Annotated in this window: 11 protein-coding genes and 1 pseudogene; 9 read left to right on the top strand and 3 right to left on the bottom strand. The window is 71.0% G+C overall.

The genetic code is table 11. The features are described 5' to 3' along the window. Window positions 1-178: 178 nt before the first annotated feature. Window positions 179-1,726, bottom strand: a complete 1,548-nt coding sequence (locus tag ACFW2E_RS22135; protein ID WP_384468787.1) for an MFS transporter — start codon at window positions 1,724-1,726, stop codon at window positions 179-181. Window positions 1,727-1,913: 187 nt separating this feature from the next. Between ACFW2E_RS22135 and ACFW2E_RS22130 the strand changes: the two genes are divergently transcribed. From ACFW2E_RS22130 to ACFW2E_RS22120, 3 genes are all read left to right on the top strand, one after another. Then, window positions 1,914-2,537, top strand: a complete 624-nt coding sequence (locus ACFW2E_RS22130) for a TetR/AcrR family transcriptional regulator (protein WP_384468788.1) — start codon at window positions 1,914-1,916, stop codon at window positions 2,535-2,537. A gap of 82 nt (window positions 2,538-2,619) precedes the next feature. Beyond that, window positions 2,620-3,321 carry a ribonuclease HII gene (locus ACFW2E_RS22125; protein WP_384468786.1) on the top strand — a complete coding sequence of 234 codons (702 nt, stop codon included), beginning with the start codon at window positions 2,620-2,622 and terminating at the stop codon, window positions 3,319-3,321. A 68-nt stretch (window positions 3,322-3,389) separates the two neighbouring features. Beyond that, on the top strand, window positions 3,390-4,022 hold the full coding sequence (locus ACFW2E_RS22120) for a hypothetical protein (RefSeq protein WP_384468785.1): 633 nt from the start codon (window positions 3,390-3,392) through the stop codon (window positions 4,020-4,022). 436 nt (window positions 4,023-4,458) lie between these two features. Here the strand turns inward: ACFW2E_RS22120 and ACFW2E_RS22115 are convergent, their stop codons facing one another. Both ACFW2E_RS22115 and ACFW2E_RS22110 read right to left on the bottom strand, forming a co-directional pair. Further along, the gene (locus ACFW2E_RS22115) at window positions 4,459-5,079 is read right to left on the bottom strand and encodes a hypothetical protein (RefSeq protein WP_384468784.1); all 621 of its coding nucleotides are present in this window, start codon (window positions 5,077-5,079) and stop codon (window positions 4,459-4,461) included. Between the two features lie 281 nt (window positions 5,080-5,360). Further along, on the bottom strand, window positions 5,361-7,526 hold the full coding sequence (locus tag ACFW2E_RS22110) for a RecQ family ATP-dependent DNA helicase (RefSeq protein ID WP_384468783.1): 2,166 nt from the start codon (window positions 7,524-7,526) through the stop codon (window positions 5,361-5,363). A gap of 140 nt (window positions 7,527-7,666) precedes the next feature. Between ACFW2E_RS22110 and ACFW2E_RS22105 the strand changes: the two genes are divergently transcribed. The 6 genes and pseudogenes from ACFW2E_RS22105 to ACFW2E_RS22080 all read left to right on the top strand — a co-directional run. After that, on the top strand, window positions 7,667-9,226 hold the full coding sequence (locus ACFW2E_RS22105; protein WP_384468782.1) for a DUF4192 domain-containing protein: 1,560 nt from the start codon (window positions 7,667-7,669) through the stop codon (window positions 9,224-9,226). Window positions 9,227-9,231: 5 nt separating this feature from the next. Then, window positions 9,232-9,872, top strand: a pseudogene (locus ACFW2E_RS22100) (glycogen debranching protein); the annotation flags it as partial. Between the two features lie 131 nt (window positions 9,873-10,003). Next, window positions 10,004-10,762 carry an NUDIX domain-containing protein gene (locus ACFW2E_RS22095; RefSeq protein ID WP_384468781.1) on the top strand — a complete coding sequence of 253 codons (759 nt, stop codon included), beginning with the start codon at window positions 10,004-10,006 and terminating at the stop codon, window positions 10,760-10,762. A gap of 157 nt (window positions 10,763-10,919) precedes the next feature. Beyond that, window positions 10,920-13,211 carry an ATP-binding cassette domain-containing protein gene (locus ACFW2E_RS22090; RefSeq protein WP_384468780.1) on the top strand — a complete coding sequence of 764 codons (2,292 nt, stop codon included), beginning with the start codon at window positions 10,920-10,922 and terminating at the stop codon, window positions 13,209-13,211. Window positions 13,212-13,373: 162 nt separating this feature from the next. Then, on the top strand, window positions 13,374-14,261 hold the full coding sequence (locus ACFW2E_RS22085) for a FadR/GntR family transcriptional regulator (RefSeq protein ID WP_384468779.1): 888 nt from the start codon (window positions 13,374-13,376) through the stop codon (window positions 14,259-14,261). Between the two features lie 439 nt (window positions 14,262-14,700). After that, window positions 14,701-16,290 (top strand): RNA polymerase sigma factor (locus ACFW2E_RS22080; RefSeq protein WP_384468778.1); only part of this gene is annotated, 1,590 nt, incomplete at its 3' end.

Raw genomic sequence — 16,290 nt, 5'->3', positions numbered from 1 at the left:
TGCGCGCCGCGGAGAGCTCACACAGGTGGCCGGGGGAGTGGCGATGGCGTTTGTACGGGTGCTGGAGAGGTGCTCCCTTCTCCGGACGCCCGCATGGCGGATGGCCGGACCGTCGCCCTCGCTCTTCGTCCCCCGGGCGCGGTCCGGCCATCCGCGGTCTGGCGCGGAGCCGGTCGGGTCAGCCGATCCCCGGGCCCGCAGTGCCGGCGAGGGCGTCGAGATCGCTCTTGCGGACCTTGATCACCAGCCAGGCGGTGGCGAGGGCGAGCACGGCCATCGCCGCGGCGGGGATGAACGCCGTCGAGATGCCGTGGGCGAGCACCTCGTGCCCCCAGGGCGCGGGCAGCTGGTGGGTCTTGGCGAACTCGGCCTTCTGCTCCGCCGAGCCGTTGGCCAGGAGCTTCGGCAGCTGCTTCTTCGCCTCGTCCTTGCTGGCCGTTCCGAAGACCGTGGTCAGGATGGACAGTCCCAGCGAACCACCCACCTGCTGTGTGGCGTTGAGAAGTCCGGACGCCGCGCCCGCCTCGTGCTGGGCGACCCCGGAGACAGCCGTCACGGTCACCGTCACGAAGTTCAGGCCCATGCCGAACCCGAACACCAGCATCGGACCGAGCACTCCGCCGAGGTACGAGCTGTCGGGCTTGATGAACGACTGCCAGACGAGCCCGATCACGACGAGCGTCGAGCCGGTCATCATGAACGGCTTGGGGCCGAGCGAGGGCAGGAACCGCTGCGACAGACCCGCTCCCACGGCGATCGCGACCGTCACCGGAAGGAAGGCCACGCCTGCTTTGATCGGGCTGTAGCCCAGCACGTTCTGCACGAACAGCACGATGTAGAAGAACATGCCGAACATCGCGGCGGCCAGGCTCAGCATGATCACGTAGGTGCCGGAACGGTTGCGGTCGGCGAACATCTTCAGCGGGGTGATCGGCTCCTTGGCGCGCATCTCGATGAGGACGAAGGCCAGCAGCAGCAGCACGGCGGCGCCGAAGGACCCGAGGGTCAGGCTGTCGCGCCATCCCTCTTCCGAGGCGCGGATGAAGCCGTACACGAGCGATGCCATACCCGCGGTCGAGGTCAGCGCGCCCGCCACGTCGAAGCGACCGGGGTGCCGTTCGGACTCGGTGATGTACAGCGGGGTCAGGGCGGCGATGAGCAGGCCGATGGGCACGTTGACGAAGAGCACCCAACGCCAGTCGAGCCAGTCGGTGAGCATGCCGCCCGCCAGCAGACCGATGGCTCCGCCTCCGGCGGACACGGCCGCGAAGACACCGAACGCCCGGTTCCGCTCAGGGCCTTCGGGGAAGGTGGTGGTGATCAGTGCGAGCGACGCGGGCGAAGCAATCGCGCCACCCATGCCCTGCAGGGCGCGTGCGGCGAGCAGTTGCCAGGGTTCCTGGGCGAGGCCGCCGAGCAGCGAGGCGAAGGTGAACAGCAGGATGCCGGTCATGAACACCCGGCGGCGGCCGAGGATGTCACCGGCCCGCGCGCCGAGCAGGAGCAGGCCTCCGAAGGTCAGTGTGTAGGCGCTGACCACCCATGTCAGGTCCGTGGTGCTGAACTTGAGCGCTTCTTGAATGTGCGGGAGAGCGATGTTCACAATCGTCGCGTCGAGTACCACCATGAGTTGGCAGGCCGCGATGACGGCGAGCGCGATACCGGGGTGTCCCTCCCGGCGGGCCGCTCCTGGTTTGTCTTCCTGAATCAGCTGAGAGGTTGTCACTATGGGTCCCCCACGAAGGCGTTAGTGAACGCAGGCGTTCACTGTCCCGTCAACGGTAGTGAGTCCCCAACAGAGAACGCAAGCGTTCACTTAGCTCGGCATCGCGCGTCGCGTCCCCCGCTGTCGGCGCGCGATGTGTCCACTGTTCCGGAATCCCCGCTTCCCCTTGCTCGCTGGAGAAACTCAGATGGTTACCTCGCGTTGGGCGGCCGCCTCCGCTCAGACGGCCTCCCTCCGCCGACGCGGCGCCGTGCTCGAACGCGCGATCCTGGACGCCGCGCTGGAGCAGCTCAGTACGGTCGGCTGGAAGGGCCTCACGATGGAGGGTGTCGCCGCCGGCGCGCAGACCGGCAAGGCGGCCGTCTATCGCCGCTGGCCGTCCAAGGAGGACCTGGTTGCCGACGCGCTCCAGGCCGGGTTGCCGCGTCTTGAGGAGGCACCCGATCTGGGGGCCGTGCGCGAGGACCTGCTCGCCCTGTGCCGTCAGGCGCGTCGGGCGATGTTCTCGCGACCTGGTTTCGCCCTTCGCGCGGTGATTCACGAATGTGATCATCTGCAGGCCGAGCGCTTCCATGGAGTGATCGTCGAGGGGGTCGTGGAGCCGACCATCAAGCTGTTGCGCGAGGTCATCACCCGTGGAATAGAGCGGGGTGAGGTTCGCCCCGATGCGGCGAACGGCTATGTCTTCGATGCGATTCCGGCGATGATGATGTACCGGTCCAAGATGTGCGGAAGCGAATGGAGCGACCGGGATCTCGAAGAGATGATCGACGAACTGATGCTTCCGCTGCTGCGGCCGGGCGGGGCCTGATTCCGGTGTGCGGCAGCCTCGAGGTCGCTCAGGGAAACCGGGGTGTCGCCCGGTGATCCCGGCGGCGTAGGCTAAGGGCGCCATGCCGTACGAACCGCCTACTCACACCGTCGAGCGCTCCCTTCGCGCCACGATCGGAGCGAAGGTCATCGCCGGTGTCGACGAGGTGGGACGCGGCGCCTGGGCCGGGCCCGTCACCGTCTGTGCTGCGGTCACCGGACTCCGTCGTCCGCCCGAGGGTCTCACCGACTCCAAGCTGCTCACCGTCAAGCGCCGCACGGCGCTTTCCGAGGAACTGCGCAAGTGGGTGACCGCCTACGCCCTGGGACACGCCTCGCCGGAGGAGATCGACGAACTGGGGATGACGGCGGCGCTGCGGATCGCCGCGGTGCGCGCTCTGGAGGCCTTGCCGGTCCGTCCCGACGCGGTGATCCTCGACGGGAAGCATGATTACCTCGGGGCCCCCTGGAAGGTCCGCACGGTGATCAAGGGCGACCGCTCCTGCGTGGTGGTCGCGGCGGCTTCGGTGATCGCCAAGGTTCAGCGCGACAAAATGATGGCCGAACTGGGTATCGACCATGCAGACTTCGGTTTTGCGGACAACGCCGGGTATCCGTCGCCCGTGCACAGGGCCGCACTGGAGGTCCGGGGCCCCACCCCGTACCACCGGTTGTCGTGGGCGTATCTTGATGCGCTGCCCCAGTGGCGGCACCTCAAGAAGGTCCGCAGCTGGGCGGATGGAAGCGTTCCGGAGATCGAGGGTCAGCTCGGCTTCGATTTCTGACGGTTCCGCTCGCACTGTTGTGCCACCCGGTCAAGCGAGCCGCACCAACGTTTGATAAATATCAGCTCATGCCTCTCATTCCCGAGGAGCCTCAGATTCACGAGAGTGCCCAGGGTCCCCGCGCCACTCCGGCCAGTGGCCGTACCGCGCCGACCCCCCGCCCCGTACCCGGCCCCCGCCCCGCGGCTCCGTCGCGTCCCGGTCGTCCAGGCCCTCTCCGGCCCGCGCCGCCGATGCAACGTACGCCGCGCGAGGTGGCCGCTGCCAAGCCGGGCCCATCGGGTCCGGCCGCTCCCGCCGCTGCTGCGGCGACGCCGCAGATCCAGCTGATCCCGGCCTCGGTCGAGGGTGCCCTCGACGCCGCCGAGGAAGCAGTGGACCTGCTCCTGGACTCGGGCCGTGCCCCCGGTGACGTGCTGGTGATCACCACCGGTGCACAGCACCCGTGGGCCGACCACGAGTTGTCCTTCGGTGAAGCTTCCTACTGGGCGCAGCACGACGCGGGTGACGACGTCTTCTACGCGGACGCCGCCGTGGTCTCGCGTGCCGCGTCCCGTCCCGTCGTCGTGGTCGCCGTGAACGGCGGTCCCTCCGCCGCTGCGGCCGGTGCCCTGCCACTGGCCCATGCCCGGGCCGGTGCCCTGCTGATCGTCTGCGGTGACCCGCAGCAGATCAACTCGCTGCTGGGCGCGGGCGTCTGAGCCCTGTCCGGCACCTTCGGTGGCATCGAGGGTGACCGGGGTGCCGCCGTGGCGGCACCTGCACGGTGGGCCCTTTGGCGTTCCCGGATTCCGGCGGTTGCCGTTTTCCCTGCCGAGGGGCTGCCGCCGGACCGACGGGTGGCCGTGGCCGGCCGCGGGCACGCAGACGGGTGCCCGGTCGGCGGCGGGTCCCTGGGCGTCATACCGGTCCGCGGTCCGGCGTACGGCATGTCCGAGGGGCTGCAGCAGCGCGCGGTCGCTGTTGCCGCCCCGCGCGCCCGGTCCGGGCTTCGGTCACGCGCCGACGGACCCGTCACGCCTTCAGGGCTCGGCCGTGGAGTATCCCCGCCGTTCAGCCGTCGTCCCGTCTTCGCGTACGCCGCCCTCGCGCCCCGTGGGAGCTTCTCGGCGCGGGTGAGGACGGCGTCGGCAGTCCTCAGCGGGCCGCGGCCCGGCGCAGGACGTCCGACATGGCGCCGCCGGTGCGGGGCGACAGGGGCGGGACGTCCGAAAGGCCCCAGGGTTCCGGTGCCGAGTCCGCGCTCGGACGGCGTCCCCCGCGGCCCTCGCCGAGCACCTGCCAGCCGTCGCGCGTCAGGGTGATGTACGCCCCGCAGCGCAGCCCGTGCAGGGTGCAGGCGTCACGCAGCCCCCACATCCATGCCCCGTCCTCCTCGGTCCAACGCGCGTCCCCCTCGCGGCAGTACAGGAGCACGGCCGTGCGCACAGGCGTGCGGCGCCGCAGGTCGTGCGGAATCACCTGGCGCAGCTGAGCGAGCAGCGCATTGCGGAACATCCAGCCGTCGGCCGGGGCGGAGCGACGGACGAACGAGGCGCTCGCCAGCAGCCGTTCCTCCGGATCGAGGACGGCCACGACCGCTGTGGCCGGCCCGGGACCGTGCCGTGTGTGCAGCCCGCTGACGACCTCGCGGGGATTGCGCAGCAGCGGGATACCCGCGGCGGCCCACTCGGCGGGCTCGAGCAGACGACTTGCGGAAGTGGCGGACGCGGACGTCGACATCGAGGACGCCGAGGACTGAGCGAATCCGAAGGTCACGTTCCTCCCTTCGGCTACGCGCCCACACTGCGGGCGGGGTCGGATTCGGGGGAGCGCGCACCGCAGCAAAGCCCAACCGGACCACGAGCGAGCCGTGCGGGGAGCGGACTTCAATTCTTCCTGTCGAACTTGGATGCGGCAACGAGCAATTGGGGCCACCGTCTGTTATCTGGCGATGCGTGGCTTATATCCCTACCCTCTGGAGTGCCGTGCGACGCACGAGGCGTTCGAGCGGGACACGTTCGTGCGTGGCCGACGGGTCGGCGGCGCATGCATTGTGATCAGCCCTGTACGGCCAGTACCAGCGGCAACACTCCTTGCGCGCCGGACTTCCTCAGGAGCCGGGCCGCGACAGCCAGGGTCCAGCCGGTCTCCGTGTAGTCGTCCACGAGCAGGACAGGTCCTCGGGCCTCGGTGAGGGCCTCGGCGAGGGCAGGCGGGACGGCCAGTACACCGTCCAGATCCTTCAGGCGCTGTGCGCTGTTGCTGCGGGAGCCCCGTGGCGCCTCTCCTGCATACTCCACGGAGCCCAGCAGAGGCAGCCGGCCGATCTCCGCGATGCGCGTGCCCAGGGAGTGGATCAGCCGCGGCCTGGTGCGCGAGGCGACGGTGACCACACCCACGGGGCGGGGCGGCGCGCCTTCCGTGCCGGAAGCCCAGCCGCCCGGCCCCTTGGCCCAGTCGGCCAGCACCCCCACCACGGCCTTCGACACATCGTCGGGTACGGGAGCGTCCGGTGTCTGGGGCGCGAGCATCGGTCGCAGCCGGTTGCCCCAGCCGATGTCCGACAGTCGTCCCAGCGCCCGGCCCGCGGACGCCTGTTCTCCGGCGGGAATACGTCCCTTGAGATCAATGCCGATCGCCGGGAGCCCGGTCGGCCACATGCGCCGTGGTTCCACTTCGACTCCCGCCCGGCCCAGGTCGGCGCGCGCGGCGTCCAGTGCGATCGTCGAGGCGTCCGCCGTGAAGCGCGGCCCCGCGCAGTTGTCACAGCGGCCGCAGGGCTTCGCGCCCTCGTCGTCGAGCTGCCGCTGGAGGTACTCCATCCGGCAGCCGGTCGTGGAGGCGTATTCGCGCATCGCCTGCTGCTCGGTCTTCCGCTGCCGTGCCACCCACTCGTAACGGTCGGACTCGTACGTCCACGGCTGCCCGGTCGCGATCCAGCCGCCCTTGACGCGCCTGACCGCACCGTCGACATCGAGAACCTTCAGCATGGTCTCCAGACGTGAGCGGCGCAGCTCCACCAGAGGCTCGAGAGCGGGCAGGGATACGGGGCCGGCCGCCCGGGACAGGACGTCCAGGGTGCGGCGCACCAGGTCCTCGGACGGGAAGGCGAGCGACGCGAAGTACTCCCAGATCGCCTCGTCCTCCCTGCCCGGCAGGAGGAGCACCTCGGCATGCTCGACACCGCGCCCGGCGCGGCCGACCTGCTGGTAGTACGCGATGGGGGAGGAGGGCGATCCCAGGTGCACCACGAAACCGAGGTCGGGCTTGTCGAAGCCCATGCCGAGCGCGGAGGTGGCGATCAGCGCCTTGACCCTGTTCGCTAGCAGGTCGTCCTCGGCCTGCTGCCGGTCCGCGTTCTCGGTCTTCCCCGTGTACGAGGCGACGGCGTGTCCCCGCTGCCTGAGGAAGGCGGCGACCTCCTCGGCCGCGGCCACGGTGAGCGTGTAGACGATGCCGGACCCCGGCAGGTCGCTCAGGTGGTCGGCGAGCCAGGCCATGCGGTGCGCGGCGTCGGGCAGCCGGATTACGCCCAGGCTCAGGCTCTCCCGGTCCAGCGGACCGCGCAGCACCAGCGCGTCCGAGGTACCTCCGGTGCCCAGTTGCTCCGCGACGTCGGCGGTCACACGCGCATTGGCCGTGGCCGTGGTGGCCAGTACGGGAACGCCTGGCGGGAGGTCGGCGAGCATGGTGCGCAGGCGCCGGTAGTCGGGACGGAAGTCGTGGCCCCAGTCGGAGATGCAGTGGGCCTCGTCCACGACGAGCAGCCCGGTGGCCGCGGCCAGTTTGGGCAGGACCTGGTCCCGGAAGTCGGGGTTGTTGAGGCGTTCCGGGCTGACGAGCAGGACGTCGACGTCGCCCGCCGCGATCTCTGCCTGGATGGCGTCCCACTCCTCGGTGTTGGAGGAGTTGATGGTCCGGGCGTGGATACCGGCGCGGGCCGCCGCCTCCACCTGGTTGCGCATCAGCGCGAGGAGCGGCGAGACGATCACGGTCGGTCCGCTGCCCCGGGCGCGCAGCAGCGAGGTCGCCACGAAGTAGACGGCCGACTTGCCCCATCCCGTGCGCTGGACGACCAGGGCCCGGCGCCGGTCGGCGACCAGCGCCTCGATCGCCCGCCACTGGTCCTCGCGCAGCCGGGCCTCGCCCGAGGTGTCCCCGACGAGACGGGCGAGGACGAGGTCGGCCTGTGTCCGGAGGTCCGCGTTGCTCGTGTGCTCCATGCGTTCCATACAACAGGACGGGACCGACATCCGGGCGGTCTGTGGATGGCCGACCGGAAGGTCCACCACATTGTCGTGCACCTGCTCGGACTTATCCACAGGCTCAAGCGGAGTCTCAAGATCCGCGAGATCGTCTGTGCATGACGAATCACAGCGAAACGACTGGATCTTCCGAAAACGGTGACATCACGGGGGACGGCACACATCTCGGGCCCACCGAGGGCAAAGCGCGAGAGGAAGAGCGCGCGACGGACTTCGGACCCACGGCGCACGAAAGCCAGGTCACCCTGCGCACCCCGGCCGAACTGGCCGACGCCCTGCCGTATCTCCTCGGCTACCGCCCCGAGGACAGCATCGTGCTGGTGGCTCTCCACGACCGGGGCGGACGCGGCCGCTTCGGCGGCCGGGCCCGGCTCGGCATCCCCGCGAGCACGGACGACTGGGAGCCGGTCGCCCGGCAGCTGGCCCAGGGTCTGGTGGCCGGCAGCGAGCGCAGAGGAGCCCGGCCCGAGCAGATGGTCGCCTATGTCTGCCAGGAACCGGCGAAGGGCGAGTCGGGCCGGGACGTCATGCGCCGCCTGCGCCCGCTCGCCCAGCGGCTGCGGACCGAGTGCGGCCGGCTCGACGTGCCTGTCATCGAGGCACTGTGCATCTCGGACGGCCGGTTCTGGTCGTACTGCTGCCCGAACGCGGGATGCTGTCCGGACGAGGGATCGCCGATGGGGCTGCCCGGCACCTCGGTGCTCGCGGCCGCGGCCACCTACGCCGGGATCCAAGTGCGCGGCACGTTGCGCGAGTTGCGGAGCAGGCTGCTCCCCTGGGAGACCTCCGCCGCGCTCGAGCAGGAGATCGTGCTGGACACGGTCGGCATGGCCGTGGTGCCCAGGATCCTCGACGACACGACCCGCGGGGACGTCGCGGAGGCCACCGTCGGCCTCGCCGAGCGCGTCATCAAGCGGTTCGCCGCGGTGTCCGCGGTGTCCGGCGCGCTGCCCGCGGATCTTCGCGACGACGAACTGCTCACGCACGAGGAGGCGGCGGCGCTGATCCTCGGCCTGCAGGACCGCACGACCCGGGACAGGGCCGCCGCGTGGATGGAGGGAGACGAGGCCGCGCCGGCCCTGCGCCTGTGGCGCGCGCTGGCCCGCCGGTGCGTCGGACCGTACGGCGAACACGCCGCCGCGCCTCTCACCCTCGCGGGCTGGGTCGCCTGGTCCACCGGAGACGACCTCGAGGCCAGGGAAGCGCTGGCGATGGCACTGGGCGCGGATCCGGACTACCTGTTCGCCCGACTTCTGCACCAGGCCTGCAACGAGGGCCTGGACCCTGAGGCGATCCGCCGCTGCCTGCGCGCCGAGCGCGCGGGACGAACGGAGACGGAAACCGATGCGGAGAAGAGCGGGGAGGGTGATGCGGTCACGACGAGGCGGGACGTCTCGGAGCCGGGCTCCCCGCGACGGCATCGCGCGCGTCCGGCCGACGGCGCCGACGGCATCCCACGCCCGGCTCGGGCGGACAGCCGACGGCCCCGGCCCGACGGCACGCATTCACGCACCCCGGCCCCGGGCCGAACCCGCCACGGCACAACCCGGCCTGCCGGTACGCGCACGCGTGCGGCTGGGAAGGGCGACAAGCGACGCGGCGACGCGGCGTCGGACGGCACCCGGAGGGGCGGCAACGGAATGGAGGGGGATGCATGAGCGGCGGCTCGGTCGTTCCGGTGTTCGGCCGGACCGCCGCCGCCGTTCATCTCCTGGACACCGGTCTGCTCGGAGAGGGAGAACGGGCACCGGGTCTGCTCGACGGCGCGCAGACCGGACAGCTCGCCCGGCTGCTCGGCGCCCCGGTCCTCGACTCGGGCTGGGGACTGCGCGGGCTGGACGTGACGGAGCCGGGGTACAACCCGTTCGGCCACCGGGCCGGGGCCGTACGTGTCCATGAGACGGCGCTCGCCGTCGCCGGGCTGGCCGCGGCGGGCTACGAGAAGGAGGCCGGCGGCCTGCCGCACGGTATCCTCGCGGCGGCCGACCACGTCCGCCACCGGCTGCCCGAGACGATCGCGGGAGAGCAGCGTTCGGACCGGAGCGCCCCCTTCCCGACCCGGCGGCCCGCCGCCCGGCGGCCACGGCGGCGGCCTCCGCAGTCCTCCTCCTCACCACGCTCGCGGGCATCCGCCCGGACGCCCGGGCGGGACCGGTCCCCGTGCGCCCCGTGCGCAGCGCACCCGTGGCGAGCTGGGTCCCACCGGGCTGCGGATCGCGGGCGCACCCTTCTCGGTGCGGGTGAGCCGCCTTCGGGCTCGCCATGGCCGAGGAGGTGGCGGACGGCCTGCAGTTGGGGGTGTGACCTCGTACGACGTGATCCTTGAGTGAATCAGGAGCCGATCCATGGTCCCCATACCGGACGGAAGTGGATCAGCCGTCGCTGTGGTTGGAGAGGGGAGTGTTTATCGTCAGGAAGACGACTATGATCGCCGCATGCCCTACGACCCGTCAGCCTTTCCGCCCTTCGCCGTCACCGTGGACCTGGTCGTGCTGACCGTGCGCCGCCATGCCCTGTGCGCGCTGGCGGTGCGTAGGGGTGAGCCTCCGTTCCAGGGGCGCTGGGCGCTGCCCGGTGGCTTTGTACGGGACGACGAGGACCTGGCGCAGGCCGCGGCACGCGAGCTCGCCGAGGAGACCGGGCTGCACGCCCACGACCCCTCCGCCCCGGTCCAGGACGGTGGCGCCCACCTCGAACAGCTCGCGACCTACGGCGACCCCAAGCGGGATCCCCGTATGCGTGTGGTCAGCGTCGCCCACCTCGCCCTCGCGCCCGATCTGCCGGCGCCGCGTGCGGGCGGGGACGCCAGCAACGCGCGCTGGGCGCCGGTGGAGGAACTGCTGCAGCAGGGTGGTTACGGCCGTGACGGCGAGCCGGTGGCGCCGCTTGCCTTCGATCACGCCCAGATCCTGGCCGACGGGGTGGAGCGGGCCCGCTCCAAGATCGAGTACTCGTCGCTGGCCACCGCGTTCTGCCCGCCCGAATTCACCGTCGGCGAGCTGCGTCGCGTGTACGAGGCCGTATGGGGCGTGGCACTCGACCCGCGCAACTTCCACCGCAAGGTGACCGGCACCCCCGGATTCCTGGTCCCCACCGGCGGCACGACCACACGCCAGGGTGGTCGTCCCGCCCAGCTCTTCCGTGCCGGCGGCGCCACACTGCTCAACCCTCCGATGCTGCGCCCCGTGGTGTGACGCAAGGCTTCGGCGACCGGTGACCCGCAGGAAGGGGGCAGCGGGGTCGGCCTGAACTGCCGAACGGGGAACAGGAGGCCGATCCGAAGGGGTGCTCATCGCGGGATAGATCGGTTGATACCCGAAAAATCGGACACCGCGCGCTATCTTGCTGCAGATGATCCAGGCCTTCGGACTGACCAGCAAACCCCGCAAGGCGAACCCGCCCGCCCTCGACGACATTTCCTTCGAGGCGCGCGCGGGCCGTGTCACCGCGCTCCTCGGCGCGCCGGGCGCGGGCAAGACGACGGCGCTCCGGTTGATGCTCGAACTCCAGCCAGGCCGCGGCATCACCTGCTTCAGGGGCCGGCCCCTGCACCGCATCGCCCACCCGTCGCGTGAAGTGGGCGTGCTCCTGGGAGACGTACCCGCGCATCCGGCCCGCTCGGTCCGGGCACATCTGCGCATGCTGTGTGCCGCGACGGGGGTTCCCGCCCGGCGCGCCGACGAAGTTCTCGAAGTGGTCGGCCTGGCCGGCCTGCGTGACGAGCGGGTGGGCACGCTGTCACGCGGCATGGACCGCCGGCTCGGCCTGGCCTGCGCCCTGCTGCCCGACCCGCACACACTCGTTCTGGACACCCCCACCCGCGGGCTGTCCGCCCGCGAGGCCCGCTGGCTGCATGACATGCTCCGGGCGCACGCGGCCGAGGGCGGCACGGTCCTGTACACCACGGCCGACTCCAAGGAGGCCGCACGCGCCGCCGACCGGGTCGTCACCCTGGAGCGCGGCAGGCTTGTCGCCGACCAGGAGGCGGCGGAGTTCGGTCGTACCCGGCTGCGCCCCCGCGTGGCGGTCCGCAGCCCGCACGCCGCCCGCCTCGCGGCTGTGCTCACCAAGGAGGCCCGCACCGCCCGGCTTTCCGTCGAGATCGTACGAGAGGGAGCCAACCGCCTCTCGGTGTACGGCAGTTCGACCGCCGACGTTGGCGAGATCGCCTTCCGTCACGGCATCCTCGTCCATCAACTTGCCGACGAGACGGGGGATATGGGGCCGGGAGCCGGGGTGCTCCCGTCGGACGGGCCCATCTCGGCCGGCGAGCCGACGGAGAGCGCGGAGGCTGCGGCGGACCGATCGGGACCCTCCGGCGAACCGCAGGCGGCGGAACATCCGGAGATGCCCGGCGGACGGGCGGCCGTGGACCAGTTGGAGACAGCTGGCGGTCGGGTGCCCGCGGCGCGGCTGTACGCGCTCGGTGGTTCGCCGGCCGCGGATCGGGCGGAGAGGCCCGGCGATGCTGCGCCCGCGGACCTGCCGCAGCTCGTCGGTGACCGATCCGACGACCGGGGCCAGGCGCAGGGCCTCGACGAGCTCAAGGCGCCCGACCCGTCGGTGCCCGCCGGCGGCCAGGCCGCTCCGGAAGCACCACCGAGCCCAGCACCACAGAGACTCGCCACCGATCTGCTCCCCGCCGGGAACGAGCAGCCACGCTCCCACGTAGGTGTCGCGACGCCGACCGCGGATGCACCGGAAGCCGGTGACGATCCGGAACCCGGCAGCCCCACCCCACCCGCACCCACCACTGCCTCGCGTTCCCACCACACGATCGGGGCCCGGACCCGGGCCGGCTCCCAGCGCTCCGCGGAGCCCCTCACGCCCGGCGGGCCGTCGCCTCTCCCGCCCCCCATCTCCGTCCGCCCCGCCCCCAGCCCTCTCCGCCCGCTCGGCTACGAACTCCGTCGCGCCACCAGCATCGCCACCGGCTTCGTCACCTGCGGTGCCGTGCTCGTGGTGTCCGTGCTCACCGCCGTACTGCTCGCTCGCCTCGGCCACACCCCGCAGGCGCGCCTGTTCGCGGCGTGGCCGCAGGAACTGCCCCTGCCGCCCGCGGCGCTCGGTGCCGGGCTGCTCGGCGCGCTGGCCTTCGGTGACGAGTTCCGCCACCCTGCCCTGGCGGCGGACCGCGGCACCGTGCCCCGCCGACTGGGGCTGCTCACCGCGAAACTCCTCGTCTCCGGGGCCACGGCGCTGATGCTGGCTTTCCTCACCGTGGGCTGCGACGCGGAAGCGCTCTATCTCGTATACGGCCGGGGACTCACGCAGGTTCCCGCGGACTGGTTTTCGATGACGGGGAGTTGGTTCGGACTCGTGGTCGGGTGCGCCTGGGCCGGAGTGCTGGCCGCGGGTGTCTTCCGGTCCACGGCGGCCGGGCTCGCCGCGGTGCTCGCCGTCCCCGTCATGGTCGTACCGCTGGTACAGAAGGTGCTGGAGGGGCCGACGGTACGGACGGCGACGGGGTTCTCGGTGCGCATGCGAGAGGTCTTCCTGGTGCAGTGGCCCTTCGGGGGCGAGCGCTATCTGACCGGGGTGGTTCGGGTTCTCGCCCAACCGGTGGGCGGAGCGCTGACGTTGTCGCTGACCGCTCTGCTCTGCGCGTATGTGCTCACGACCCTGCGGAGCAGGGCCCGATGACGACCGTGCGCACGCTCCCGATCCGGCCTTGCGCACAACTCCCCGAAGAGCGCCCGTTTCTTTCCGATAAGGCGTCAATTGCGACGGGGTGAGCGATCACCCTTTCGTGTGCTTTTCACCAAAGACCTCAAGGGAGTTGGAGACGGCGCCGACAAAGGATCCGTGAGTACCCTTGCGCACACCATGATGACCGCCGCCCGCTCCGCAGACTCTGGTCTCGTCGGCCCGGGCGAACTCGACCGTTACCCCTACGCGGAGACCGCCGCCGTCGACCGCGTCGGAGCGCCTGTCTGGGACGGTGCGGAACCGGAGCTGGGCCGTGTGGGCCGGCGTGCCGCGGGCAGTCGCGGCCGCGGACTGCACGGCCAACTCGTTCAGCAGCTGGGTCAGATGATCGTCTCGGGCGACCTGGGCGCGGACCGCCCGCTCGTGCCCGAGGAGATCGGCCAGAGGTTCGAGGTCTCCCGCACCGTCGTCCGTGAGTCCCTTCGTGTCCTCGAGGCCAAGGGCCTGGTCAGTGCCCGCCCGAACGTCGGCACGCGCGTGCGTCCCGTCAGCGACTGGAATCTTCTCGATCCGGACATCATCGAGTGGCGGGCCTTCGGGCCGCAGCGCGACGACCAGCGGCGCGAGCTGAGCGAGCTGCGCTGGACGATCGAGCCGCTCGCCGCTCGCCTCGCCGCCGGGCACGGACGTGAGGACGTCCAGCAGCGTCTGACCGACATGGTCGAGATCATGAGCCACGCCCTGGGGCAGGGTGACGCGCTCACCTTCTCCCGCGCCGATTCCGAGTTCCACACCCTGCTCATCCAGATCGCCGGCAACCGCATGCTCGAGCACCTCTCCGGCATCGTGTCGGCCGCCCTCCAGGTCTCCGGCGGGCCGGTCACCGGCTGTGAGCGGCCGAACGAGGCGTCCCTGGCGCAGCACGCGCGGATCGTCGACGCCCTCGGCACCGGCGACGGTGCGGCGGCCGAGGCGGCCATGCGTCAGCTGCTGACCGTGCACCCCGAGGTGGAGCGCGTGGTACCCGCCCCGCGCGAGCACTGACGCCGGCCCGCGGGCGGCGCGGTCGGGGGGTGTCGCATGCCGACGGCGGTGCCGGGCCCCGGAACCCGTCTGCCGCCGGATCCCGCCGGATCCTCGTCTGGGGTCCGGCGGGGTCCGGCGGTACGGCGAGGCGGCGGATCCGTCGGATGTGTCGGCCCGGTCCTGATAGAGGTCACCAGCGATATCATCTGTCCATGTTTGACCGTTTTTGAGTAGTTACGGGGTGTGACTCGGGCCACGCGGTTTGGGCGTAACGCTCGTGGGAACAACGCGATGACCTAAGAGGTGACAGCCGCGGAGGGAATACGGACGCCGTTCACGGCGCTGTGCAACTCCCCGGCCTCCGCCCGCGCCGTCGGCCCATTCCAAGCCGGCGGTCGGCTCCAGTCCGTCCTGGACGGGGCCGGAAGCCGTTTTCCAACGTTCCGAGAGGTTGTTCGTGTCGGCCAGCACATCCCGTACGCTCCCGCCGGAGATCGCCGAGTCCGTCTCTGTCATGGCGCTCATTGAGCGGGGAAAGGCTGAGGGGCAGATCGCCGGCGATGACGTGCGTCGGGCCTTCGAAGCTGACCAGATTCCGGCCACTCAGTGGAAGAACGTACTGCGCAGCCTCAACCAGATCCTCGAGGAAGAGGGTGTGACGCTGATGGTCAGTGCCGCGGAGCCCAAGCGCACCCGAAAGAGCGTCGCAGCGAAGAGTCCGGCGAAGCGCACCGCCACCAAGACGGTCGCGGCGAAGACAGTGACCACGAGGAAGGCCACCGCGCCCGCCGCCCCGGCCGCGCCTGCCGCCGAAACCGGTGCCGTCGCCGAGGAAGAGGCTCAGGCGCCGGTCAAGAAGACGGCTGCCAAGAAGACGACCGCGAAGAAGGCGGTCGCCAAGAATGCGACCGCCAAGAAGACGGCGGCCAAGAAGACCGCCGCCAAGAAGGACGACGCCGAGCTTCTCGAGGACGAGGCGATCGAGGAGCCGAAGGCCGCGACGGAGGAGCCCGAGGGCGCCGAGAGCGCCGGCTTCGTGCTGTCCGACGAGGACGAGGACGACGCGCCCGCGCAGCAGGTCGCCGCGGCCGGCGCCACCGCCGACCCGGTCAAGGACTACCTCAAGCAGATCGGCAAGGTCCCCCTGCTCAACGCCGAGCAGGAGGTCGAGCTCGCCAAGCGCATCGAGGCGGGCCTGTTCGCCGAGGACAAGCTGGCCAACGCCGACAAGCTCGCCCCGAAGCTCAAGCGCGAGCTGGAGATCATCGCCGAGGACGGCCGCCGCGCCAAGAACCACCTTCTGGAGGCCAACCTCCGTCTGGTGGTCTCGCTGGCGAAGCGCTACACGGGCCGCGGCATGCTGTTCCTGGACCTCATCCAGGAGGGCAACCTCGGTCTGATCCGCGCGGTCGAGAAGTTCGACTACACCAAGGGCTACAAGTTCTCCACGTACGCCACCTGGTGGATCCGTCAGGCCATCACCCGCGCCATGGCCGACCAGGCCCGCACCATTCGCATCCCGGTGCACATGGTCGAGGTCATCAACAAGCTCGCGCGCGTGCAGCGCCAGATGCTCCAGGACCTGGGCCGCGAGCCCACCCCGGAGGAGCTGGCCAAGGAGCTCGACATGACCCCGGAGAAGGTCATCGAGGTCCAGAAGTACGGTCGTGAGCCCATCTCCCTGCACACCCCGCTGGGCGAGGACGGCGACAGCGAGTTCGGCGACCTCATCGAGGACTCCGAGGCTGTCGTCCCGGCCGACGCCGTCAGCTTCACGCTCCTCCAGGAGCAGCTGCACTCCGTCCTCGACACCCTGTCCGAGCGCGAGGCGGGCGTGGTCTCGATGCGCTTCGGTCTCACCGACGGTCAGCCGAAGACCCTCGACGAGATCGGCAAGGTGTACGGCGTGACGCGTGAGCGCATCCGTCAGATCGAGTCCAAGACCATGTCGAAGCTGCGCCACCCGTCGCGTTCCCAGGTGCTGCGCGACTACCTCGAGAAGGTCGCCGGGGTAAGACCGCGTATGGCCGGGGCTACCGCCGGGGGT

Origin of the sequence: Streptomyces sp. NPDC058964 (assembly GCF_042741275.1) — a bacterium.
GTDB lineage: Bacteria > Actinomycetota > Actinomycetes > Streptomycetales > Streptomycetaceae > Streptomyces.
This window is presented reverse-complemented; position numbering and strand designations above follow the sequence as displayed.